Source organism: Salinimicrobium tongyeongense, from assembly GCF_026109735.1.
GTDB classification, from domain to species: Bacteria; Bacteroidota; Bacteroidia; order Flavobacteriales; family Flavobacteriaceae; genus Salinimicrobium; species Salinimicrobium tongyeongense.
The window spans coordinates 595820-618914 of record NZ_CP069620.1 but is presented as its reverse complement, the minus strand read 5'-3'; the positions used below and the strand labels follow the sequence as shown (position 1 = coordinate 618914).

Below are 23095 nucleotides of genomic sequence, written 5' to 3'. Positions count from 1 at the left end.
ATAGCTATCCTAAAACTGAATTAAACACAGGGAGGCTGGAAGTGAGAAAAGGCAATTTCTTTGCCTGGGCTCTCGCCAAATAAAGGTGTCAAAAAAGGCATTTTTGGCTCAAATAATTCGAAGCTACTTGTTTCGAATCTCACGACATGCACATGGCAGCAGTGACACTGGCAAAAAGGAGGACAGTCATCTGAAGTTCCATGCTGATCCCCTTGCTGATCCTGATCTACTTCCAAACTAACAGAGATGGTATCCAGATTTTCAGATACGGCTGTGTCATCACAGGGAATAAAGTTTAGCCCCAGGAAATAAATAGATAATATGACTACTAAAAATTTCACATTGCAAAGGTATTAAAATATGAATGCACAGGAAGTGCAATTAATAGGAGGAGGAGCTAATAAAAACCTACTTAACCTATGTTTCAAAACAGTGGCAGGCGTGTACATATTATTCTGTGCTTAAAATGGTGATTACGGGATGGAGAAGTTTTATTTTGAAATAGAATGGAAAACAACGGGGTATAGATGCCAGCCATCCAAGAAGAACTTTCTATTTCAATGGGAAATTAATTATAAATCCAATCCTGTTTTTTTATCCCACATTATCAGCGACGAAGTGATTCAGGTATTTTCTTCATTTTTTTCCTCCAGATAACTGATTAGTTGAATTAAAATGATGCCATTTGTAAAATAAAAAATAGTCCTACACCCTCGGATGTCAAAAATAATTAGCCGAACAAAATATTTCATGTATTTAAGTACTTGCTTAAATAATTTTTTACCTTTGTTTTATGGAAGAAAATAGTTGCATACGGAAAGAGGCCGATTTGAACCAAATCAAACGGTGTAAAGAACAAATATCAGAAGTTGAAGAGGCAGTAGGTGCCTTAACCAATAAGCTCTCATTGGTAAGTAACAGCGTAAGATTAAAGATTCTTTATGTCCTTCAGGTAGAAGAAAGGTTATGTGTTTGTGATTTAAGTGATATCCTGAACATGACGATACCAGCAGTGTCACAGCACTTGCGAAAGCTGAAGGATAGAGATTTTGTAAAATCAGAAAAGGAAGGTCAGACCATCTTTTATTCACTGCGGGATGACCATCGACAACTTCTTGCTCCCTTTTTTAATTTATTGGACCACCAACCTGAAGCTATATGAAAGCAAAACACAATCTACTTGGAGTGGGAATTTTAACCGGGATCGCCAGTTCTCTTTGTTGCATAACTCCCTTACTTGCTTTCGTAGCTGGAACGGGAGGTATTGCAGGAGCATTTGGTTGGCTGGAGCCTCTCAGGTGGCCTCTTGTAGTAGTTTCATTGGTTGCTTTAGGATTCGCCTGGTATTTGAACCTAAAGGCTACACAAGATGATGACTGTGGTTGTGACACGAAAACCGAACCTTCTTTCTTCCAATCCAGAACATTTTTGGGTGGAGTAACTGTTTTTGTTGCTCTGAGTCTGGCATTCCCTTACTATGCAGAAGCTTTTTATCCTTCCAATGAAAAGGAGGTTGTGTTCGTGCAGGAGAAAAACATTCAGACCACGGAATTTTTAGTGAGCGGTATGCCCTGCGCTGGATGTGAGGGTCATGTAACATCCGAAGTTAACAAGCTAAACGGTATTGTCTCCTGCAAAGTATCTTACGAAGAAGGTAATACCATAGTTGAATATGATAGTACCCGCACGAACGTTGAAGAAGTAAGGACGGCAATTGAACGGACAGGATATAAAGTCACAAAAGTAGAAAGACCATGAAGAAATATGATGTTATAGTAATAGGTTCAGGTATGTCGGGTATGACTGTTGCGAATAAGTGTGCTTCCAAAGGATTAAAAGTAGCTGTGACAGATGAGCTACCCTATGGTGGAACTTGTGCTCTTCGTGGTTGTGACCCGAAAAAAATAATCATTGGTGCTACCGAAGTGAGAGACTTCGCTCAACGTCTGGCAGGAAAGGGTATTAATACGGTTCCTGAAGTAGAATGGAAGGACATTATGGTCTTTAAACAGGAATTTGTAGATGCAATGCCTGAAAAAATTGAAAAAGGATATAAACACAATGATATCGACACCTATCATGGTGCCGCTCGCTTCATCGGCAGTGATGCAGTCGAAATTGCATCGGAAGTTTTAAAGGGAAGCAAGATTGTTATTGCAACTGGAGCACGTCCACGCCAGTTGAAATTTGACGGTGGTCACCTTGCATTGACAAGTACAGATTTTTTAAATCTTCAGGAACTTCCTAACTCATTAATCTTTATAGGTGGTGGATACATTGCCTTTGAGTTTGCACATATAGCTAAGCGATGTGGAGCAGAAGTTACCATCATACATCGGGGACCTCAGCCTTTGGAGAATTTTGATAAGGATATAGTTCACCATTTGTCGGAGGCCACCAGAAAACTTGGAGTAAGATTGATGCTCGAAACAAACGTCACGGGAATCAAGCAAGATGCAAAAGGTTATACGGTAATTGGTGAAACAAATGGTTCCGAAACAGAGTTTACAGCTGAAGCTGTTTTCAACAGTGCGGGAAGAGTACCCCATATTGATGACTTGAACTTGAAGAAGGCTTCTGTAAATTATAACAAGAAAGGAATTGAGGTCAATAAGTACTTACAAAGTACCTCCAATCCATCCATATATGCTGCTGGTGACGCTGCCGATACTGATGGGCTTCCATTAACCCCGGTAGCTGTTTATGAAGGTAATATCATTGCTTCCAACATATTAAAGGGTAAAAATAAGAAACCGGAATATCCACCTATGCCGTCAGTTGTCTTTACCCTACCACCTATGGCTTCGGTAGGTCTGACTGAAGTGGAAGCGGAGAAAGCTGGGTTAAATATCAAAGTGAACAGTAAGGCAGTTCCAGGGTGGTTCAATGCTAAACGTCTTAACGTTCAGGAATATGCTTATAAAACCATAATAGACACTGATAAAAGTACTTTGGTGGGAGCTCATCTCATTGGTCCGGGGGTAGAAGAAACGATTAACTTTTTCTCACTTGCGATGTACAAAGAGGTGCCAGTACGAGACTTAAAGAAAATGATTTATGCCTATCCGACAATGGGCTCGGATATCACATCAATGTTATAAACATACCTATGGAAACTATTTTAAAATCTGTTTTGACGTGTTCTAATTGCGGCCACTCCAAGCAAGAAGAAATGCCAACAGATGCCTGCCAGTTTTTTTATCAATGTGAGCAATGTAAAGAGGTTTTAAGGCCCAAAGAGGGTGATTGTTGTGTGTTCTGTTCATTTGGAAGTATTCCCTGTCCTCCTATTCAGGAGAATAAAAGTTGCTGTTAAATTCCCTTTTATAATTTGATTTCCACCCGGGGATATGTTTTTAAAATTAATAGTCTCCGGTAAAAAATCAAGATCGTTCCGCCAAAGGCAAAACGGCAAGAGAGAGGAAGTAAGACTAGGTTTTAATTATCTGATAAACAGATGGTTATAGTGTAAATATTTTTTACAACAGGCTAATTATCAGCAGAATTTATAATGCTTTAAAAGCAAGCTGTATAATTGAAAATACTCTTCAATGCCTCATTCATCAGGGATTTTAGCTGTTACCCAAAAAAACCCGGCTACAGAGCATTAATATAGTTCTTAAGAGGGAGAAGAATTGTCGTAGTCTTGACGGTATATTGAGGTTCGCCGAGATGCCGCTCAAAAGAGTTTTATATAATGAAATTAAGAAAGCTTATTTCGCTTAGCCAATTAGTACAACATTTTTCCATAATAGTATAACACTAGCTGCTATTTTATATTTAATTTCGCTTTTTAAGCGAAAAAATTAGGAGATCATTCTATTATGGGAATGTTTTCTCCATTGACGATGAAAAGTACATTGCGTAATATTGTCTCTATTTTGATGGCACTTGTGGTGTTGTTGTCTACTTTATCTTTTACTGTAGAAAAACATTTCTGTGGAGGTCTTTTAATGGATCTGGCTGTCTTTTCTGAAGCTAAAAGTTGCGTAATGGGAATTCATGATCATTACAATATGGCCACTTCCATGAAGAAGGATCATTGTTGTAGTAATGAAAAAATTTTAGTTGAAGGTCAGGACGAGTTGAAAAATTCGTTTTTATCGCTGGATTTTAAACAACAGGTGTTTTTAGGTGCTTTTGCGAATTCCTATGTGTCTCTATTTAATTATATACCTCGGCAGGTGCCGGCTTACACATTTTATTCTCCTCCTTTGCTGATCCATAGTATTTATCTTCGGGATCAGGTGTTTCTTATTTGATTTAATATTTTTGTCAATACCAGTTACTTACTACTGGTAAGGTATATCTGTTTTAGGAGTGAATTAAAATATTCATTGAGATTATACTTTATTTGAAATAGCCACTACAAATGACTTCATGTTCAAATATTAATTAAATTAATAGGAAATGGAAAAACATCTTTTTGCAGTATTATTAATAGTTGTATCAATAAATCTTACTAATGCCCAACAAACCCCCTCATTAGAAGGGAATGTGGATAATTTACCTGTACGGGAGTACCATTTAACCCTAGATGAAGAAATGGTCCATATTGCAGGAGAGGAAAGCATGGGCATGACGATTAACGGCAGCATTCCCGGTCCAACTTTAAACTTTAAAGAGGGGGAATATGCCGTTATATACGTTAAGAATGAAATGGAAGAGGAAACTTCAATTCATTGGCACGGCCTCCTGCTACCCAATTTTTACGACGGAGTGCCTTACCTCACTACACCACCCATAGAGCCCGGTAAGATACAGAAGTATGAATTTCCCCTCATTCAGGCTGGGACTTACTGGTATCACTCTCACACCATGCTGCAGGAACAAAGTGGCGTATACGGTTCAATTGTCATAGAACCACAAATACCATCGGCCGCTTATAATTATGATCACGACGAAGTACTGGTTCTATCGGATTGGACTTTTGAGAAACCGCGGAATGTCCTGCGGAACCTAAAGCGCGGCAACGAATGGTACAGCATTAAAAAAGGAACTGCGACTCCCTTGAACCGTGTAATTGCCAGGGGCGCTTTGGGTGCCCAGCTGGATTTCTGGCGTCAGCGCATGGAAGGTGCAGATATCGCGGACATATATTATCCTGCTTTTTTGACTAACGGGGATACAGTACAACATTACACCAAATATGAAGCCGGGGATAAGGTAAGGCTACGCATTATAAATGCAGCCGCATCAACGCAATTTTGGCTTACCTTCGGAGGCACTCCGCCTCTTTTAGTTTCGGCCGATGGCCTGGATGTGGTTCCGGTGAACAAGGAAAAACTTTTTATTTCCATCGCAGAAACCTATGACCTAATCATTACTATTCCTGAAGACAGACAGATTGAAGTGCGGGCCGTGGCCCAAGATGGGTCAGGGGCTACACATGCCTATTTCGGAAGTGGAGAGGTACTATCGGCAGAGGTACTTCCAAGGCCGGATAAAATAGGTATGATGATGCAGATGGCAGAAATGGAAATGAGAATGGGAGCTCCCGCCATGAAATTCAATCCAGGTAAAGTAGAGCCTTACGAGCTTATGAAAGAATGGGGAATGGACATGGAACCTGATGAAAAAATGGAAGAGGATATAGATATGGATCACGATGTACATGCACCTAAGACTGACAGCCTTCAGGCAGAGCGTTCTTCTTCAGAGAATACCAAAACTTCAGAAAAAGGACAGCAGAAGGGGGGAGCTGATATGTCAAAAATGGGAATGTTTGCAGATTATAATTATGATTTTCTACAGGCTCCTGTTCCTACTACCATTGATGAGACAAAATCTGAAAGAGAGATTTTGCTGAACCTTACCGGTAATATGTGGCGCTACATCTGGAGTATGAATGGAGTACCTCTGGCCGAAGCCGAAATGATTAAAATTGAAAAAGGTGAAAAAGTGCGAATAATATTCAACAACCTCACCATGATGCACCATCCCATGCATTTTCACGGCCATTTCTTCCGTGTTCTTAATAAGCATGGAGCCTATTCTCCGCTCAAGCACACAGTAAATGTAGCACCTATGCAAAAGACCATCATTGAATTTGAGGCCAATGAGGACAGTGATTGGTTTTTACACTGCCATGTGCTGTATCACATGGTTGGTGGCATGGCCAGGGCAGTAACCTACCAGACCGAGCGCAATCCACTAATGAAAGAACATCCCAGAGAAATTCTCTTTCAGGAAGGGAATCACTTTTTTACCTGGGGCTTAGCAGATGTAGCCTCTCACATGACCGAAGTGAATGTGGTTTCCAGCAATATAAGGAACCAGTTCAATTTAATTGCAGAATATGGCTGGAACGAAAATTTAGAAGCTGAGGTTTCTTATGAATATTACCTGAACGATTGGTTTCGGGTATTTGGTGGGGTGAACGTGGAAAATGAAATGAAAGGTAACCTGGATGAACTGAGCACTACTGCCGTTGCCGGAGTACGCTATTTTACGCCATATATGTTCAACCTGGATGTACGGTTGGACCATAAGCTAAGACCGCAAATAAGTTTAAGCCGGGAAATTATGTTATTTCCAAGGTTCGTCATATTCGGGGAATATGAATTCCAGGCCGATTTTGGCTGGGTAAATGAATTGCCCCAAGGCACTGACTTTGAAAAAGAACAAGTGTACAATGTGGGTGCCGAATACTTCCTTTCCAGGAATTTTTCTGTAATGGGAAGTTATGACAACCGGTTTGGTGCGGGGGGTGGACTTAGCATAAGATTTTAGTGAAGTATCAATATCAATTAATATCAGTTTAAACAATTCAAAAATGAAAAATCTAAAAGTTAACTTAGGAATTGCAATGCTAGTAATTGTGAGCTTAACAGCAGTATCCTGTAAAAACAACAATGAAGAAGGAAACGTTGACCGTTCAGGAATGGACCATGAAAATATGAGCGAAGGTTCAGAAATGATGGAAGGTGGGGAACAAACTTCCGAAAATATGTCTGGCAGTGAAAACCAGGATTCACAGACGGGAATTATCGTTAATGATTATATGGAACTAAAAAATGCCCTGGTAGCCGATAATTCCGAAGGGGCTGCGCAAGCCGGTGAAAGCCTCGTAGCAGCTTTTGAAAACTTTAATATGAGCGGTTATGAAGCTGCCGAACGGCAGGAACTGACCGAAATTATTGAAAGTGCCAAGGAACACGCCGATCATATTTCCTATAGCGATATGGCACACCAAAGGGAACATTTTGAACTAATGAGCATTGATATGGTTGATATGCTGGCTATTACCGGTTCCCCCGAAAGGCTTTATCAGCAGTTTTGCCCTATGTACAACAACAAGAAAGGCGCGATTTGGCTAAGCACCAGTGAGGAAATAAGGAACCCTTACTTTGGACAAAATATGCTTAGCTGTGGAGAAGTCCAGAAGGAAATTTAAGGAATGAAGTTCCTAAAGATCATCGGTCTGATTTTATTGGTTGCCTTTGTGGGGATACAGTTTATCCCCACAAACCGCAATCATAGTGATTATATTCCTAAATCAGATTTTACGGAGATTTACGAGGTGCCCGAAAACATCAATACCATCCTGCAAACCTCTTGTTATGACTGCCATAGCAATAATACCAATTATCCATGGTATAATAAGATCCAGCCGTTTACCTGGTATTTGAACGACCATATTGAAAAAGGCAAGGCAGATTTGAATTTTAGTGAATTTGGGGAATATTCCTCCCGGCGGCAAAGAAGTAAGTTGCGCTCTATAAGCAGCCAGGTGAAAGATGGGGAAATGCCTTTGCAATCATATACCCTGGTGCATTGGGATGCGAAACTTTCTGACAAGGAGAAGGAAGAATTCACAGTTTGGATGGATTCTTTGGCCATGGAAGTAAGGTAAAAGAAAATAATCCCCCGGCCCTGTGCCTGGAAATTGTCTGTTTAATTAGTTAACACTTCAGGTGCAGGGTCTTTATAAAAAGTTTTCAGCAACAAATAAAAATTATAATTATTGGTCAAAAGAAAAACAGGGGTAAAATTGAGGAAAGCCCATCGTTATCTGGGACTTTTCATAGGGATCGAATTTAAGTACTTTAAAATGGGAGAAATCAAAATGAACACCTTTCACAAAAATACAGTTCTAACTGCTATACTGGTTTCAGTATTATCGCTGTCTTGTGGCACTTCCGAAAAAAAATCAGAAGGTGAGAAAATTATAGAGAAAAGTATTGAGGCCTCCGGTGGAGAAAACTATGTAAATGCTGAAATCGATTTCACTTTTAGGAACAGGAGATATAAGAGTAAACGCAATGGGGACATCTTCCGGTTGGAGCGTATGGTAAAGGATTCCGCCGGTAACACCACACATGATGTTCTAAGCAATGAGGGTCTGAAACGTTTTGTAAACAGCAAAGCTGCTACTGTTCCAGATTCGATGGTCACCCGGATAAGTGATGGGGTAAATTCTGTTCATTATTTTGTCCAGGTGCCTTTTGTGCTCAATTCGCCTGCGGCCAACAAAGAACTGTTGGGGGAAGATGAGGTGGAAGGGGAGACCTATTACGAAGTTAAAGTTACCTTTCGTGAGGAAGGTGGAGGGACAGATTTTGAGGATGAGTTCTTATACTGGATCCACAAGGAAAATTTCACGGTAGATTATTTAGCTTATAGGTTTTTTACCAATGACGGGGGAATAAGGTTCAGGAAAGCGTTGAATCCCAGGGTGGTAGAAGGAATCAGGTTCGTAGATTACCAAAACTATAAAGCCAAAGAGTTTTCCACACCGTTACGTGATTTGGACTCCCTATATGAAGCAGGAAAACTGGAATTTTTCTCTGATATCCAAACTGAAAATATTAGCGTAAGCATTAATAAAAACAATTAATTAAACACAACATTTTCCATGAAAACCACAAAATATATTATTTACGTGCTGCTTGTATTATTTTCCACAAGTGGGATGCAGGCGCAACATGAAAACCACCAGGCCGAAAAGGTGACAACACAAAACAAAGAGGTGTTAAGTCCGCATACCAGTACCATGGCCATAATTGATGGGGCTCATATTCATATAGATTATTCTTCACCACGCGTGCGTGACAGGATAATTTTTGGCGGACTGGTAGGCTACAACACAGTTTGGCAGGCCGGAGCTCATAAAGCGACCTGGATAGAAACCAATAAGGATTTGGTAATTGGTGATGAAATATTGCCTGCCGGGAAGTATGCTTTTTTTACAGTTCCCGGTAAAGAAAATTGGAAAGTCATGTTCAATTCCCGTTGGGATCAGCATGGAAAGGATGAATATGATGAAAAAGAAAATGTAGTTGTTTTGGAAGTTCATTCTGAGACGCTGGAGAATGTCCAGGAGGCACTGACTTATGAAGTTCAAAAAATAGAAAATGATGAAGGAGTAATTTCTCTCACTTGGGAAAGAAAGAAAATTAGTATTCCTTTTCAAGTCAGTGCAGATGAACAAAGGATGAATGACTAAGTATAAAACCTAAAGAACTAACCAACCATCAACCATGAAAAAGGAAATTTTAATTGACAGGAATTCTATGAATATTGAAAATCATAGAGTTATTCAGATTAAAAATGTAGTTTGCCAGCGATGCAAAAGGAGCGTAAGAGAAATACTGACTACATTAAAAATTCCTTTCAAAAGAGTGTCTTTGGGAGAGGCAGAGTTGGAAAGGAGTCTCTCAGATTTTGAGTTCACATTGTTTCAGGAAGAGTTACGTAAAGTGGGATTTGAGCTCATTTTCGAAAAAAATGAACGCCTGGTGAACCAGATAAAATCAATAATCATTGCGCGGGTTTACAAGGAGGAAGATTTTGGGAAACAGAAGATTTCAGATCTGTTGACCAGCCGTCTACACTACGACTATAGCCATCTTACCCATATTTTTACAAAACTTGAAGGGAAAAATATTCAGAAGTTTTATAGTGAAGTAAAGATAGAAAGAATAAAGGAGTTATTGGAGTATAACGAGCTAACTGTTTTAGAGATTGCTCATGAAACGGGGTACAGCAGTGCTACCTACCTATCAACCCACTTTAAAAAAGCTACTGGTGTAACTCCTTCGGATTATAAAAATAAAGAAGAAAAACGTAAAACAGATCTCAATAGGTTCTGAGATAGTAAGGAATTGATCTTTTGTGAAAAGAAACATTACAATAAGTTTTTTGTTGAAAGCCATGGGAAAATAGAAGGTTTGGCCGCCTATATTGTCTCAATTTTTAGATACTGGTAATTTAGGTAAAGTAAATATTCTCTTTTCTAAACGTCATATGATTCTTCTATATTTTATAATCTTTTCATGACCATTTTTCGTAGTCTTTACTGTTAAATAATTACAAACCCTTAATAGTGAATGTTTTTTCTGTTATATTAAAAGTGCTTTTGAACCTTTTGAGCTATCTTTATTCTGGATAAGGAAAATGCGTCCTATGTTTAGAATTCTGAGAGAAAAGGGAAAATATGACTTTGATCATATTTGAAAAAAGAGCAATTAATTATTTTTGTTATTGAATTATTAAAATGCTCCAAATATAATTTCAACCTTATTTCAGTGGTAATTAGCTAATGAATAGAGGAAATTAGAAGAGTGTTATGAAAGCCTTCCTATTAAAAATATCATCTTTGGTCCTGGCATTTTTAATGTTCCTATCGACAATGTCCTTTACTGTGAATAAACACTTTTGCGGTGATTTTCTTGTGGACCAATCAGTCTTTTTTGAAGCTGATACCTGCGGAATGGAACATGATTCCGGAGTAGCTGATGAGAAAGGTTGTTCTGACGATTCTATAGCTATTGATGGTCAGAAAGATTTGAAGATATCCTTTTATGATCTCAACTTTGATCAGCAAGTATTTCTTGTAAGTTTTGCTTATTCATTTAACGGGCTTTTTGAAGAACTGCCTGCGAAAGATATTCCTTTTGTCAAGTATATACCTCCCTTAATCGTTCAGGAAATCCACATATTGAACGAGACCTTCTTAATTTGATTCTGAATTAATATTTAGGCTCTGGTGCTTTACCGCCGGAGCAGAGTTTTTTTGATGTTGCAAACGTGCAGCTTCAAAAGAGTATTAATTCAGAATTAAAACCAAATGCTTAATAAAACTATAAAGTTCTTTTTAGAGAACAAATTGGTGACCGCTTTACTTACGGTTGCCTTAATGGCCTGGGGAGTAGCTACAGCACCGTTTAACTGGGACTTAGACTGGATGCCAAGGGATCCCGTGCCAGTGGATGCCATACCAGACATTGGTGAAAACCAACAAATCGTCTATACCGAATGGATGGGGAAATCTCCTCAGGACATCGAGGACCAAATAACCTATCCCCTTACTACTTCACTCTTGGGAGTGCCAGGCGTAAAAACTATTCGAAGTAGTTCCCTTTTTGGTCTTTCAAGCATCTATATAATTTTTGAAGAGGATGTGGAATTTTACTGGAGCCGCTCGAGAATTCTTGAGAAGTTAAATTCTCTGCCCGCCGGAACACTCCCAGCAGACGTCCAGCCCGCCCTGGGTCCTGATGCTACAGCATTGGGACAGGTGTTTTGGTACACTCTGGAGGGAAGAGACCCAAAAACCGGTGAGCCAACCGGGGGGTGGGATCCTCAGGAGCTTCGTACTATTCAGGATTTTTATGTCAAGTACTCTTTATCTGCTGCCGAAGGTGTATCTGAAGTAGCTTCAATAGGAGGATTTGTCAAGGAGTATCAGGTGGAAATTGATCCTACCGCGATGAAAAGCTACGGCGTAAATGTCAAACAAATAATGGAGGCTGTGCGTGAAAGTAACCTGGATGTAGGAGCACGCACCATTGAGTTTAACCGGGCAGAATATCTGGTTCGTGGATTGGGCTATATAGAAAGCCTGGAGGATCTCGAAGAAGCTGTTGTTGCTGTCAATGAGAATACTCCTATTCGCCTCAAAGATGTGGCCAGGATACAGATGGGGCCAGCTACCAGGCGCGGCGGGCTGGACAAAGGGGGCGCGGAGGCAACAGGAGCGGTGGTTGTCGCAAGATATGGCTCGAACCCTCTCGCAGTTATTGATAATGTAAAAAAGGAAATAGAGAATATTGCTCCCGGATTGCCAAGTAAGACGCTGGCAGACGGAACTGTCTCCAAAGTTACAATCGTGCCTTTTTACGATCGCTCCGGATTAATTTATGAGACTTTAGGAACTCTGGAGGAAGCACTTATCCTGGAGATCTTGATTAGCATTATAGTGGTCATAGTACTCGTTCTAAATTTAAGGGCAGCTATTATGATTTCAGGTCTACTTCCTATTGGGGTACTCATGACATTTATAGTCATGCAGTATGCAGGAGTAGATGCCAATATCGTGGCCCTTTCCGGGATTGCCATTGCTATTGGAGTCATGCTTGACGTTGGAGTGATCTTCACAGAGAACATACTGCGACATCTTGAATTACCTGATAATAAAGGTCGTCCTATATTGCCCGTCATCTACGAAGGAACGGTTGAAATTGCCTCAGCCGTGTTAACTGCACTGGCAACAACGGTCATTAGTTTTATTCCCGTTTTTGCTATGACAGGACAGGAAGGAAAGTTATTTGGACCACTTGCCTTCACAAAAACCTTTGCCCTTATTGCTGCGATGTTTGTGGGACTCGTTGTGATCCCCGCCTTGGCGCATGGACTCTTTTCCATGAACTTTGGGAAAAAGAGAACCCGGAGAATTTGGAATTTTGCCCTTATTGCTTTAGGAGTTTTACTGTTGTTTAAGGTAGCCTGGGTAGGAATCATGTTTATAGCTCTGGGACTGAACAATCTTCTCGAGCCGCGATGGCCCGAGAAAAAGCGAAAATACCCAACCTATATCAACATTGGAATTGTACTAGTTGGGGTCCTGTATTTCTTAAACAGAGAGTGGTTGCCACTTGGTGCAGATCAATCTGAATTTACAAATTTAATTTTTGTAGGAGGGATTATATTGATAGTGCTGGGATTATTAATGGCGATGGTAAAATATTACCAACCCATCCTAAGATGGGCTTTGGAAAATAAATGGAAATTTCTATCGCTGCCAATTATGATAATTCTCTTTGGGCTTTTTTCCTGGCAGGGTTTTGATAAGATATTCAGTCCTGTTGCTACAGGTTTCGATAAACTTGGATATAACGTAAGGCAAACTGAGGTTTGGCTGGGAATAAGTGAGACCTTCCCGGGTGCGGGGGAAGAATTTATGCCCCCATTAGAAGAAGGATCTTTCTTATTGATGCCCACAACTATGCCTCACTCCGGTGTAGAGGAAAATGTTGAAACCATTCGGATTCTTGACAGGAGAGTAACTGCAATTCCCGAGGTCGATATGACGGTGGGAAAATGGGGTCGGGCTTCGACAGCATTGGATCCTGCGCCAATTTCAATGTTCGAGAATGTTATAAATTATAAATCTGAATATGTACTGGATCAGAATGGACGTCGTAAACGATTTGAAGTGAACGATGAGGATCAATACGTTTTAAAGAACGGGGAAGTTTTTGATCCTGAAACCATGGAAAGAGAGGATTTGGATGTTTCTCAATTGATAGGTGATCCCGGGGGTGAATACTTCCGACAATGGCGTGACCATATTAAATCACCTGACGATATTTGGGATGAGATAGTAGGAACCACCAGCTTGCCGGGAGTGACTTCTGCACCTAAACTGCAACCAATTGCAACTCGGTTAATCATGCTATCTACCGGAATGAGGGCCCCCATGGGGATGAAAATTTTTGGACCAGATCTCGAGACTATTGAAGAAGTTGGGTTACAAATGGAGAATATTCTTCGGGAGGTACCTGGAGTAAAAGCCCCATCTGTTTTTGCCGACAGAGTTGTGGGAAAACCATACATGGAGCTGGAAATCGACAGGCGCGCCATTGCACGATACGGACTTTCAATAGGTGATGTTCAGCGAATCATAAGTGCTGCTGTTGGTGGGATGTCAATGACTACCACAGTGGAAGGTCGTGAAAGATATGGCGTTAGACTTAGGTATGCAAGGGAATTCAGGGATAACCCAGAAGACGTTAGAGAAATACTCGTGCCTACTCCCACGGGAGTACAAATCCCCTTGGGAGATTTAGTAGAAGTACAATATGTACAGGGCCCTCAGGTCATAAAGAGTGAGGATACCTTCCTGCTCTCTTATGTGATTTTTGATAAAGAGGCTGATGTTGCAGAGGTAGATGTAGTAGAAAATGCACAAGCTCTGATCAATGAGAAAATTGAATCAGGAGAATTTGTAGTACCTCCCGGAGTGAGCTACAAGTTTGCAGGGAACTACGAAAATCAATTAAGGGCTGCAAAAACTTTGTCTATTGTTATTCCTATCAGCTTGTTAGCTATTTTTCTGCTGCTTTACTTCCAGTTTGGCAATTTTCAGACCACATTAATGGCCTTTTCAGGTGTCTTCGTGGCATTGTCGGGAGGGTTTATCCTGCTCTGGTTGTATAACCAGACGTGGTTCCTGGATTTCAATCTTCTTGGAGAAAATATGCGGGAGGTTTTTCAAATAGGGCCTATAAACTTAAGTGTTGCTGTCTGGGTAGGTTTTATTGCCCTTTTTGGGGTGGCAACAGACGACGGTGTACTTATGGGAACCTATCTAAAGCAGGTTTTTGCTGAAGAAAAGACGACGGACAAAAATTCCATTCGAAGAGCTGTTGTAATGGCAGGGAGCAAAAGAGTAAGACCCGCTGTAATGACCACTGCAACTACTCTCATCGCTTTAATGCCAATTTTAACATCCACAGGGAAGGGGTCTGATATTATGATCCCTATGGCCATCCCGACATTTGGAGGAATGTTGTTCCAGACAATAACTATGTTCGTAGTTCCCGTCCTATATAGTATGTGGCAAGAGAAGAAATGGTCAAATCCTAAATTACAGGAGCAACAAATAAATGAATTAGACAAGTAATGAAAAAAAATATCATAAATATAGGCGCTTTAATCATGTTTTTTCTCGCTTTGTGGACGACTAACTCCCACGCCCAGAAAGAAGAAATAAGAATCGGGTATTTAGATAAATACCTGGTACTGGCTGCTGAAAACAATCCGCAGATAAGATCCCTTTACAAGGAATATCTCGCTGCGCTTGAAAAAGTAGTCCAGGAAGGAACATTACCAGATCCACAGATAAGTTTTGGCTATTTCATCCAACCAGTAGAAACCCGTGTTGGAGCTCAACAGGCTACAGCTTCCTTTAGCCAAATGTTCCCCTGGTTTGGGACCCTTGATGCCCAGGAGCGGGTCGCGGCTGAAAGAGCGCAGGCACGGCTACAGCTTTTTGAAGATGCGAAACTGGAACTTTTTAGGGATGTGAAAATTACCTATACAGAGTTGTATTACCTTGAAATGGCGATACAAGTAACAGAAGAGAACCTGGCGCTGCTTAGTTCCTTTAAGAGCATCGCTGAGGTGCAGTTCGAAAGCGGGAAAACGGGTTTTTCTTCTGTTCTACAAGTTGAACTGGAAGAGGAAGAGTTGGAAAGCAGACTAGCATATTTAAAGGACAGCAGGATTCCCCTGCTTACAGAGTTCGAGGAGTTACTAAATGAAGAACTACAAGAGCCTCTTGGGTTCCCTGACAGTCTTTGGGAGGAACAGCTTCTAAATGAAAAGAGTATACTTCTGGAAATGATCTTAGCTGAGAACCCTCGCCTGGAACAACTCGAACATCAGGCGAGGAGTTTCGAAGAGCAGCTCACTGTAGCCAAAAAAATGGGTTTACCATCTTTTACTCTTGGGGGGACCTATACCAATATTGCTTCAAGAACAGATTTAGACCCGGCTATGGCACTGCCAGACAATGGTCAGGACGCATTTATTTTTCCACAAGTAGGAATACGGGTGCCGCTTTACAGAAATAAGTATAAAGCTATGCGCCAGGAAGCTATTCTGCAGCAAGAGGCAGTGCAGTTGAAAAAGGAAAACCTGGAGAATGAATTGGAGACAAAGCTTGAGCAGTTGTATCGCGATTACGTGGACGCAGTACGAAACGTTGAACTCTACAATCGGTTGACAACAATTGCCAAACAATCACTGGAGCTTTACCAGACAGAACTATCTACAGGTAGAAACAATGTTTTGGAAATAATTCGAATGGAACGCCAACTTTTAAACTACGGTTTGGAACTGGCAAGGGCCAAAACAGAACGAAATAACAATGTGTATAGAATAAACTACTTAATAGGAGAAGGTTATGAATAAAATAAATAAAAAAATGATATACGTTGGGCTGGGCTTTTTAGCAGCAGGCCTACTCTTGGGGTGGCTTTTTTTTGGTGGAACATCAGAAAGTTCAGCCACCACCGAAAATCAGCTGGAGGAAGCACATGCTCATGAGGAAGGAGAATCAGAAATCTGGACTTGTTCAATGCATCCACAGATTAGACAGGAGGAACCGGGAAATTGTCCTATATGCGGTATGGAATTAATACCCGTGAAAGCGTCTGCAGCTGTCAATGACTCTGAGATACAAATGAGTGAAGCCGCAGCCAGAATTGCCGATATTCAAACCGTGACTGTAAAGGCAGGGTCACCTACTAAAGAGATATATCTTACGGGGAGGGTGACCGCAGATGAGCGCAATGTTTCGGCTGTGACTGCACGTTTTCCGGGACGTATTGAGAAGTTATTTGTGAACTTCACGGGACAAGAAGTAAGAAGAGGAGAAAGGTTAGCCTCTATCTATTCCCCGGAGTTAGTACAGGCACAAAAGGAACTCCTGGAGGCTGTACGGTTTAAAGAGACTAATCCTTCTTTTTTAGAAGCTGCGGTAAGGAAATTAAAACAGTGGGATTTAACAGATACGCAAATCCAGAATATTAAGGAGAATGGAAAGGTGCAATATAATTTTGATATTTATTCTACACAGTCTGGAACCGTTACCAGTAGAAATGTAAGTGAAGGAGATTATGTGGGCGAAGGTCAGCCGCTTTTTGATATCGCTAATTTAAATAAAGTATGGGTCCTTTATGATGCCTATGAAAGCGATCTTGCATGGATCAAAGAAGGAGATAAAGTTACTTTTTCTGTACCCTCGATGCCTGGACAATCCTTTTCCAGTACTGTTACTTTTATTGATCCTGTTATTAACCCCCAAACGAGGGTAGCTTTGGTGCGAACTGAAGTAGATAATCCTAAAGGAAAACTCAAACCGGATATGTTTGCTCAGGGAGTAATTAACAGTGAGTTGGATAATTTAGAAAACGCTCTCGTTATACCAAAATCTTCCATCCTGTGGACCGGTAAAAGAGCCATTGTCTACTTAAGGAGTCCCGAGTTTGAAGAGCCCACCTTCGAGTTTAGGGAAGTAGTTCTAGGACCCGAGGCAGGGGACTTGTATGTGGTCACTAAAGGCTTGGAAGCAGGTGATGAAGTTGTGGCCAATGGCGTATTTAAGGTAGATGCTGCCGCGCAACTGCAAGGGAAACGGAGCATGATGAGCCCGGAAGGTGGTCCTGCCATGACAGGACACAATCATGGTGGAATGGAAATGGAAGAGGGTAACGACATGCCGGAGCAAACAAAAACTTCAAAATTTGTTCAGGAAGATGTGATGGACATGAGCAAAGATGTCCCCAAAGCTTTCAAAAACCAACTTAATGAAGTAATCGAAGCCTATCTGGAACTTAAAGAAGGGCTGGTAAGGGCTAATATAGATGAGACACAGGAATCGAGTACTGAGCTATTGGCTGCTCTTGATAAACTTGATGGCAATTCCCTTTCTGGTCATGCCAAGAATTTCTGGGAAGAAAAAAAGGCTTTCTTATTCAAACACACGAGGTTGTGTAAGGAGGCTACTACAATAGAAGGGAAACGTGAAAACTTTATTTTCCTTTCACAGCCACTAATAAAGATTGTCGAGGCTTTTGGAGCTAACCAGAAGTTGTATGTGAACTTTTGCCCTATGGCCAATAACAACAAAGGTGCCTACTGGCTAAGTAACAGCGAAGAAATTAGGAACCCGTTTTTTGGAGAAGCTATGCTTACCTGCGGTGAAGTGAAATCCGTAATAAACTAAGAATTAAGTAATAAATGAAAATCAAATATGAATATCTAAAATTAAAAACTATGAAAACTTTAAAAGTAAAAACTGCAGTAGTACTGCTATTAGCCGTTAGTCTGGGTTATAGCCAGGAGAAGAAAATGATGCACCACGATCACGAAAATATGGAGTCGGGTGAGATGAAAATGATGGACAGTAAAATCCCAAAATTTAATAACGAAAAAATAACTACAGCTTATGAAGACTATTTAACCCTTAAAGCCGCAATACTCAAGTCTGATCAAGAACTGGCAAAGAAGGAAGCAGAGCAACTTCTCAACTCTATTGCAAAGTTAGAAGGGACCGATGGATTACAGAAAGTCGCAACAAAGTTGGCTGCTAATCGTAATCTGGAATCGCAAAAGGCTGCATTTTCGGATTTTTCCAGTGAATTTGCTGATTTTCTAAAGGGCAAAGTTGCGGAAAACCAATTGTATTTTGCGCGCTGTCCAATGGCTAATAATAACTCAGGAGGTTTTTGGCTAAGCCACGAAGAGGCAATTCAAAATCCATTTTTTGGAGGAAAAATGCTGAAGTGTGGTAGTATACAAGAAACAATAAAATAAAAAAGACCTGCGTAAGTGGACCGGTGGTTTCCCCTACTCCCCCCTCATGACTTATCCGGTCCATAAAGCAGGCACAACAAATATGAAAGCTAAAATAAAATTTTTCGCAATTGCGGTAATAGGTATAGGGTTTCTTTCCGGTTGTAATACGGGAGAGAAAGAAAAAGTGCAAATAACGCAAACAGAGGTTAATTCAGTAGCAGAAAGTGCTGTGAAAGCAGAGCATAATTATAGAATTGGAGATCAGGTACCCAATGACCTGGTATGTATGGTCAACGATGCTTACATGGCCAAAGCTCAAATTCCAATAGGTGTAAATGGTAAGATCTACTATGGCTGTTGTAATATGTGCGTTGAAACCCTTAACGAAAAAAAAACCGCCCGTATGGCTGTTGATCCTATAACCGGCGAGGCAGTTGACAAATCTGAAGCTTTTATCGTCTTGCTAAACAAAAATGGCACAGTAGCCTATTACAAATCGGAAGCTACGTACAAAAGAGCTTTGGAAGCAGGAAAAGTTAAAAGTTAGATAAGAGATTAAGCCCTGCATATATGGGCCGGTAAATTAACCGTACCCCTCCCCCACATTATTTACCGGCCCATTGGCAGGCACGATGCGTGAATTACCGGAGTTTTATTATAGTTCAATTCCGGTGGAATATTTAAAACTAGAAACTGTCTAGAATCATAAGTACCGTAAAAATCTTTCATGAGATCTTACAGGGAACAAAGGAGAAAATCAAGTAAGAAAACGAAAAAGAAAGAGCGGCATCGTTCCAAGGCCAAAAAGAGTGATAAATTTCTGGCAATATGTGCTTTTGTAATACTCTTTCTTCTAGCTCTGTCCATGGCATTTTTGAGAGACTGGTACTTGTAGTGGTTGAATAAAAAAATTAAAAAAAAATCAAAAAAATGAAATCGATTTTTGCGAGCACCCTCAGAAAAAGAAATTTTCTAATCATACTCTTGATTTGGATTACCGCCCTGCTCACCTTCACCTCTTGTAGCAGCAGCCGTATAGATTTAGCTCAAGGTCAACACGTGGATCCTGTATGTGGGATAGTCGTTAGCGAGCAAAGTGCTATAAACTACAATTATATGGAAAACACGTATTATTTTGATTCCGAACAATGCCTGACAGTATTCAGAAAAAATCCGGAAAAGTTCCAGAACACTCAACAGAAAAGAAGGTCTACAAACGGTATGCACATGGGCTGGGCACCCATAAGCGGGATTGTAATGGTGCTGGGAATGACTGCAGCTATGATTGTCGGAATAAGTCATTAACATACAAAGGTTACACAGTAAATATTTTAAAGACATAATTGGAATTTCAACTTTAGAAAGAATATAAACATGACCTAAAATGGTAGTAGTAACCAGATGGTCATTTTGTAAAATAGAAGTTGACAGCTAAGAAAAAATAAAAAGATGTGTCCTACATTTTCATGAAGATCATCAAAAAAATAGTAGCCATGCAAAACTCGAAACTGGAATATCACGGTTTAAGAAAAGAAGAAGAGGGACTCCGGGAAGCCCTTTGTACCCTTGGCAATGGCTATTTCGCCACCAGGGGAGCAGCAGAAGAATCAGAAGCTGATGGCACTCATTACCCGGGCACCTACCTGGCAGGTGGTTACAACAGGCTTAAATCACAAATAGCAGGAAAGACCATTGAAAATGAAGATCTGGTTAATTGGCCTAACTGGCTGCACCTTAGCTTCAGGCTGGAAGGAGATAAGAATTGGTTTCAGTTAGAAAAATTACAGGTCTTGAATTATGTTCAGGAACTTGATATCTCTGCAGGTATCCTGAGAAGGGAGATGCACTTCATCGATGAACAACAGCGGGAAACAAGGATTATCAGTACAAGACTGGTAAGTATGGATAATCCTCACCTTGCCGCCATAAAATGGGATTTTGTGCCGGTAAACTGGTCCGGAATGGTAGAAGTACGCTCTACCCTTGACGGATCAACAAAAAATGAGGGCGTAAAACGATATAAACCTTTAAAGAATCAGCATCTAAAAATAATTAAAAAAGGAGAAGCAGAAAATGCCATTTACATTCTGGTTCAAACGAATCAATCCCTCCTCTATATGGCTCAGGCAGCTAAATGCGTTATTTTTTCTAAAACTCAAAAGCTGGATGTAATACGAAAGTTTTTTCGGGGAAAAGAGGTAATTGGTGAAATATTCACTTTTCACGTGACTCTGGGAGAACAAGTTTCTATAGAAAAAACGGTGTCCCTTTTTACCTCCAAAGACGATGCAATAAGTGAACCGCTCAACGATGCTTTGAAGCAAGTAAATGGTCAGGCAGATTTTTCTGTTGTAAAAAGAAGACATTCTGAAGCCTGGAAAAGATTGTGGAACAAGTTTGATATTTTCGTCAATGCATCGGGAAACTCTCAGCTCCTCCTCAGATTACATATTTTTCATTTGCTTCAAACGGCTTCTAAACTTACCATTGGTCGGGATGTTGGATTACCGGCGCGAGGTTGGCATGGAGAGGCTTATCGTGGCCATATTTTCTGGGATGAGTTATTCATATTCCCAATTCTTAATTACCGCCTACCTGACCTTACCCGTTCCCTGCTCCTCTATCGATATAAACGCTTAGAAGAAGCTAAAAAACTCGCTAAAAGGGAAGGTTATGATGGAGCTATGTTCCCCTGGCAAAGCGGAAGCAATGGACGGGAAGAAAGCCAGGTGGTTCATTTAAACCCGAAATCTGGACAATGGGTTCCAGACAATACATACCTCCAGCGTCATGTTAATCTCTCTATAGCTTATAATATCTGGCAATATTATGAAGTGACGGCAGATAAAAACTTCATGAAATTTTACGGTGCTGAGATGTTAATTGAAATCGCTCGTCTCTTTGCTGAACTGGCCAGCTGGTGCGATTTAAAAAAGCGCTACGAAATAAAAGGAGTAGTAGGCCCCGACGAATTTCATACCGCCTATCCTGGAAATGATAGCCCAGGAATAAATAACAATGCCTACACCAATGTCATGGCTTCCTGGCTTTTTTCCCATACCCTTAAAGCATTTGATTTAATTGGAATTACCCGTCGGGAAGTCTTAAAACAAGAGCTGCAGTTGGATGACAGGGAGTTGGAAAAGTGGAAAGAAATGGGAAGCAAATTATTTATTCCATTTATTGAAAAAGGGATCATCGCCCAGTTTGAAGGCTATGAACGGTTGGAGGATTTCGACTGGGAAGTCTATCGAAAAAGGTACAGCGATATTCACCGGCTTGACCGAATATTAGATGCCGAGGGTGACTCTGTTAATCGCTACAAGGCTTCAAAGCAGGCAGATGTGCTTATGCTCTTTTATCTTTTTTCTTCTGAACAATTAGTACAGCTATTTAAAGGTTTAGGGTATGATTTCAATACATCCAACATTCCTGATAATATTAACTATTATGCTACCCGAACCTCAGATGGTTCTACTCTTAGCCGAATAGTTCGCTCCTGGGTTGTGGCCAGATCCGATCGTAAATGTGCTTGGCATTGTTTCAGAGAGGCACTTGTTAGTGATTTTGAAGATGTGCAGGGCGGCACCACACCCGAGGGTATACATCTGGGCGCTATGGCAGGTACCATAGATATTGTACAAAGGTGTTTTACAGGTTTGGAGATCCGAAATGATGTGCTTTGGCTAAATCCCCAATTACCCAAAGAGATAAATTCCCTCAGTATGAAGATCAATTATAGAGGTGTATGGTTACAGTTAAACTTTTCGGCCAATAGTTGTCGAATAGAGCCTCTGGATGAAGTTGAATCCGACATAAAAATTCAATTTAAGAAACAATCTTTTACAATTTCCAATAAATCAACTAAAGTGATTCAATATCAACAAAACTAAAGATAAATAGATGAGAAAATAACCTATACAGTCAACAAAGAGTATTGAATGTTGGGCAGAATTGAGCAATATCATGTTTTTAAAACATCTTTTTTGTTAACTTATAATATACTCTATGAAGTAATTGTTTAATCATTAAAATAAATTAAAATGAAAAATCACTGGTTATGGATGATCATCGGATGTGTTTTACCTCTTTTGCTCATCTTTTTGGCCCCATCAATTGGATTGGGTGGTGATGTCTGGCTTTTCACATTTATCATCATAATGTTTGCCATACATCTAATGATGCCTATGCGGCATGGAGATCATACTCACGGGTTAACCGATGAGAATTTAAAGAAAAAAAGCAAAGATCAAGTAACAAACCAACATCAAAAAAAATAAAGACATGCACAATTATGATGGATTTTTTGGAATGCACCTCATCTGGTGGTTCATCTGGATAGTTTTTCTTATCTGGGTTTTCATGATACCAACACAATGGGGAAAAAAAACAAGAAGAGAAGAACCACTGGACATCCTAAGAAAGCGATTTGCACGTGGCGAAATTTCGAAGGAACAGTTCGAAGAACAAAAGAAGCTATTAGAATCGGATAAATAATTTTAAAATC

Annotated in this window: 22 protein-coding genes; 21 read left to right on the top strand and 1 reads right to left on the bottom strand. The window is 40.4% G+C overall.

Annotated elements, in window-relative coordinates; genetic code table 11:
- Window positions 1–20: 20 nt before the first annotated feature.
- The gene (locus JRG66_RS15625; protein ID WP_371875323.1) at window positions 21–341 is read right to left on the bottom strand and encodes a DUF6660 family protein; all 321 of its coding nucleotides are present in this window, start codon (window positions 339–341) and stop codon (window positions 21–23) included.
- Window positions 342–793: 452 nt separating this feature from the next.
- Here JRG66_RS15625 and JRG66_RS02775 point away from each other — a divergent pair, with 452 nt between their 5' ends.
- The 21 genes from JRG66_RS02775 (at window position 794) to JRG66_RS02675 (ending at window position 23085) form a co-directional block, all read left to right on the top strand.
- Complete coding sequence (locus tag JRG66_RS02775) at window positions 794–1162, top strand: ArsR/SmtB family transcription factor (protein WP_265164209.1); 369 nt, start codon at window positions 794–796, stop codon at window positions 1160–1162.
- A complete protein-coding gene (gene merTP, locus JRG66_RS02770) occupies window positions 1159–1758 on the top strand; it encodes a mercuric transport protein MerTP (protein ID WP_265164208.1) in 600 nt (199 codons plus the stop codon). The genes JRG66_RS02775 and merTP overlap by 4 nt, the downstream gene beginning before the upstream one ends.
- Window positions 1755–3101 carry a dihydrolipoyl dehydrogenase family protein gene (locus JRG66_RS02765; RefSeq protein WP_265164207.1) on the top strand — a complete coding sequence of 449 codons (1347 nt, stop codon included), beginning with the start codon at window positions 1755–1757 and terminating at the stop codon, window positions 3099–3101. The genes merTP and JRG66_RS02765 overlap by 4 nt, the downstream gene beginning before the upstream one ends.
- An 8-nt stretch (window positions 3102–3109) precedes the next feature.
- A complete protein-coding gene (locus JRG66_RS02760) occupies window positions 3110–3316 on the top strand; it encodes a GDCCVxC domain-containing (seleno)protein (RefSeq protein WP_229793613.1) in 207 nt (68 codons plus the stop codon).
- Between the two features lie 508 nt (window positions 3317–3824).
- Window positions 3825–4262, top strand: a complete 438-nt coding sequence (locus JRG66_RS02755; RefSeq protein WP_265164204.1) for an HYC_CC_PP family protein — start codon at window positions 3825–3827, stop codon at window positions 4260–4262.
- Between the two features lie 148 nt (window positions 4263–4410).
- The gene (locus JRG66_RS02750; protein ID WP_265164203.1) at window positions 4411–6732 is read left to right on the top strand and encodes a multicopper oxidase domain-containing protein; all 2322 of its coding nucleotides are present in this window, start codon (window positions 4411–4413) and stop codon (window positions 6730–6732) included.
- Window positions 6733–6775: 43 nt separating this feature from the next.
- Window positions 6776–7396 (top strand): DUF3347 domain-containing protein, encoded by a 621-nt coding sequence (locus JRG66_RS02745; protein ID WP_265164202.1) that lies wholly within the window; start codon window positions 6776–6778, stop codon window positions 7394–7396.
- Between the two features lie 3 nt (window positions 7397–7399).
- On the top strand, window positions 7400–7855 hold the full coding sequence (locus tag JRG66_RS02740) for a heme-binding domain-containing protein (protein WP_189602861.1): 456 nt from the start codon (window positions 7400–7402) through the stop codon (window positions 7853–7855).
- 198 nt (window positions 7856–8053) lie between these two features.
- Window positions 8054–8839 carry a DUF6503 family protein gene (locus JRG66_RS02735; protein ID WP_265164201.1) on the top strand — a complete coding sequence of 262 codons (786 nt, stop codon included), beginning with the start codon at window positions 8054–8056 and terminating at the stop codon, window positions 8837–8839.
- Window positions 8840–8857: 18 nt separating this feature from the next.
- Window positions 8858–9448 carry a DUF2911 domain-containing protein gene (locus JRG66_RS02730; RefSeq protein WP_189602862.1) on the top strand — a complete coding sequence of 197 codons (591 nt, stop codon included), beginning with the start codon at window positions 8858–8860 and terminating at the stop codon, window positions 9446–9448.
- A gap of 34 nt (window positions 9449–9482) precedes the next feature.
- Entirely contained in the window at window positions 9483–10094 is a 612-nt protein-coding gene (locus tag JRG66_RS02725; protein WP_265164200.1) for a helix-turn-helix domain-containing protein, read from the top strand.
- A gap of 476 nt (window positions 10095–10570) precedes the next feature.
- Entirely contained in the window at window positions 10571–10966 is a 396-nt protein-coding gene (locus tag JRG66_RS02720; RefSeq protein WP_189602863.1) for an HYC_CC_PP family protein, read from the top strand.
- 105 nt (window positions 10967–11071) lie between these two features.
- Complete coding sequence (locus tag JRG66_RS02715; protein ID WP_189602864.1) at window positions 11072–14908, top strand: efflux RND transporter permease subunit; 3837 nt, start codon at window positions 11072–11074, stop codon at window positions 14906–14908.
- On the top strand, window positions 14908–16200 hold the full coding sequence (locus tag JRG66_RS02710; protein ID WP_265164198.1) for a TolC family protein: 1293 nt from the start codon (window positions 14908–14910) through the stop codon (window positions 16198–16200). The genes JRG66_RS02715 and JRG66_RS02710 overlap by 1 nt, the downstream gene beginning before the upstream one ends.
- Entirely contained in the window at window positions 16193–18016 is a 1824-nt protein-coding gene (locus tag JRG66_RS02705; protein ID WP_265164197.1) for an efflux RND transporter periplasmic adaptor subunit, read from the top strand. Before JRG66_RS02710 ends, JRG66_RS02705 begins: the two co-directional genes overlap by 8 nt.
- A 50-nt stretch (window positions 18017–18066) precedes the next feature.
- Entirely contained in the window at window positions 18067–18606 is a 540-nt protein-coding gene (locus JRG66_RS02700) for a DUF3347 domain-containing protein (RefSeq protein ID WP_265164196.1), read from the top strand.
- 82 nt (window positions 18607–18688) lie between these two features.
- Entirely contained in the window at window positions 18689–19135 is a 447-nt protein-coding gene (locus tag JRG66_RS02695) for a hypothetical protein (RefSeq protein WP_265164195.1), read from the top strand.
- A gap of 437 nt (window positions 19136–19572) precedes the next feature.
- Window positions 19573–19893: a YHS domain-containing protein gene (locus JRG66_RS02690; RefSeq protein WP_265164194.1), complete on the top strand. Its 321-nt coding sequence runs from the start codon at window positions 19573–19575 to the stop codon at window positions 19891–19893.
- A gap of 146 nt (window positions 19894–20039) precedes the next feature.
- Window positions 20040–22481 (top strand): glycoside hydrolase family 65 protein, encoded by a 2442-nt coding sequence (locus JRG66_RS02685; RefSeq protein ID WP_189602870.1) that lies wholly within the window; start codon window positions 20040–20042, stop codon window positions 22479–22481.
- 150 nt (window positions 22482–22631) lie between these two features.
- The gene (locus tag JRG66_RS02680) at window positions 22632–22868 is read left to right on the top strand and encodes a hypothetical protein (RefSeq protein WP_189602871.1); all 237 of its coding nucleotides are present in this window, start codon (window positions 22632–22634) and stop codon (window positions 22866–22868) included.
- 4 nt (window positions 22869–22872) lie between these two features.
- Entirely contained in the window at window positions 22873–23085 is a 213-nt protein-coding gene (locus tag JRG66_RS02675; RefSeq protein WP_189602872.1) for an SHOCT domain-containing protein, read from the top strand.
- Window positions 23086–23095: the final 10 nt, after the last annotated feature.

Bases quoted from the DNA above. Each gene is read 5' to 3' on its own strand.
- JRG66_RS02775 (WP_265164209.1), top strand. From the start codon at position 794: ATGGAAGAAAATAGTTGCATACGGAAAGAGGCCGATTTGAACCAAATC.
- merTP (WP_265164208.1), top strand. From the start codon at position 1,159: ATGAAAGCAAAACACAATCTACTTGGAGTGGGAATTTTAACCGGGATC.
- JRG66_RS02765 (WP_265164207.1), top strand. From the start codon at position 1,755: ATGAAGAAATATGATGTTATAGTAATAGGTTCAGGTATGTCGGGTATG.
- JRG66_RS02760 (WP_229793613.1), top strand. From the start codon at position 3,110: ATGGAAACTATTTTAAAATCTGTTTTGACGTGTTCTAATTGCGGCCAC.
- JRG66_RS02755 (WP_265164204.1), top strand. From the start codon at position 3,825: ATGGGAATGTTTTCTCCATTGACGATGAAAAGTACATTGCGTAATATT.
- JRG66_RS02750 (WP_265164203.1), top strand. From the start codon at position 4,411: ATGGAAAAACATCTTTTTGCAGTATTATTAATAGTTGTATCAATAAAT.
- JRG66_RS02745 (WP_265164202.1), top strand. From the start codon at position 6,776: ATGAAAAATCTAAAAGTTAACTTAGGAATTGCAATGCTAGTAATTGTG.
- JRG66_RS02740 (WP_189602861.1), top strand. From the start codon at position 7,400: ATGAAGTTCCTAAAGATCATCGGTCTGATTTTATTGGTTGCCTTTGTG.
- JRG66_RS02735 (WP_265164201.1), top strand. From the start codon at position 8,054: ATGGGAGAAATCAAAATGAACACCTTTCACAAAAATACAGTTCTAACT.
- JRG66_RS02730 (WP_189602862.1), top strand. From the start codon at position 8,858: ATGAAAACCACAAAATATATTATTTACGTGCTGCTTGTATTATTTTCC.
- JRG66_RS02725 (WP_265164200.1), top strand. From the start codon at position 9,483: ATGAAAAAGGAAATTTTAATTGACAGGAATTCTATGAATATTGAAAAT.
- JRG66_RS02720 (WP_189602863.1), top strand. From the start codon at position 10,571: ATGAAAGCCTTCCTATTAAAAATATCATCTTTGGTCCTGGCATTTTTA.
- JRG66_RS02715 (WP_189602864.1), top strand. From the start codon at position 11,072: ATGCTTAATAAAACTATAAAGTTCTTTTTAGAGAACAAATTGGTGACC.
- JRG66_RS02710 (WP_265164198.1), top strand. From the start codon at position 14,908: ATGAAAAAAAATATCATAAATATAGGCGCTTTAATCATGTTTTTTCTC.
- JRG66_RS02705 (WP_265164197.1), top strand. From the start codon at position 16,193: ATGAATAAAATAAATAAAAAAATGATATACGTTGGGCTGGGCTTTTTA.
- JRG66_RS02700 (WP_265164196.1), top strand. From the start codon at position 18,067: ATGAAAACTTTAAAAGTAAAAACTGCAGTAGTACTGCTATTAGCCGTT.
- JRG66_RS02695 (WP_265164195.1), top strand. From the start codon at position 18,689: ATGAAAGCTAAAATAAAATTTTTCGCAATTGCGGTAATAGGTATAGGG.
- JRG66_RS02680 (WP_189602871.1), top strand. From the start codon at position 22,632: ATGAAAAATCACTGGTTATGGATGATCATCGGATGTGTTTTACCTCTT.
- JRG66_RS02675 (WP_189602872.1), top strand. From the start codon at position 22,873: ATGCACAATTATGATGGATTTTTTGGAATGCACCTCATCTGGTGGTTC.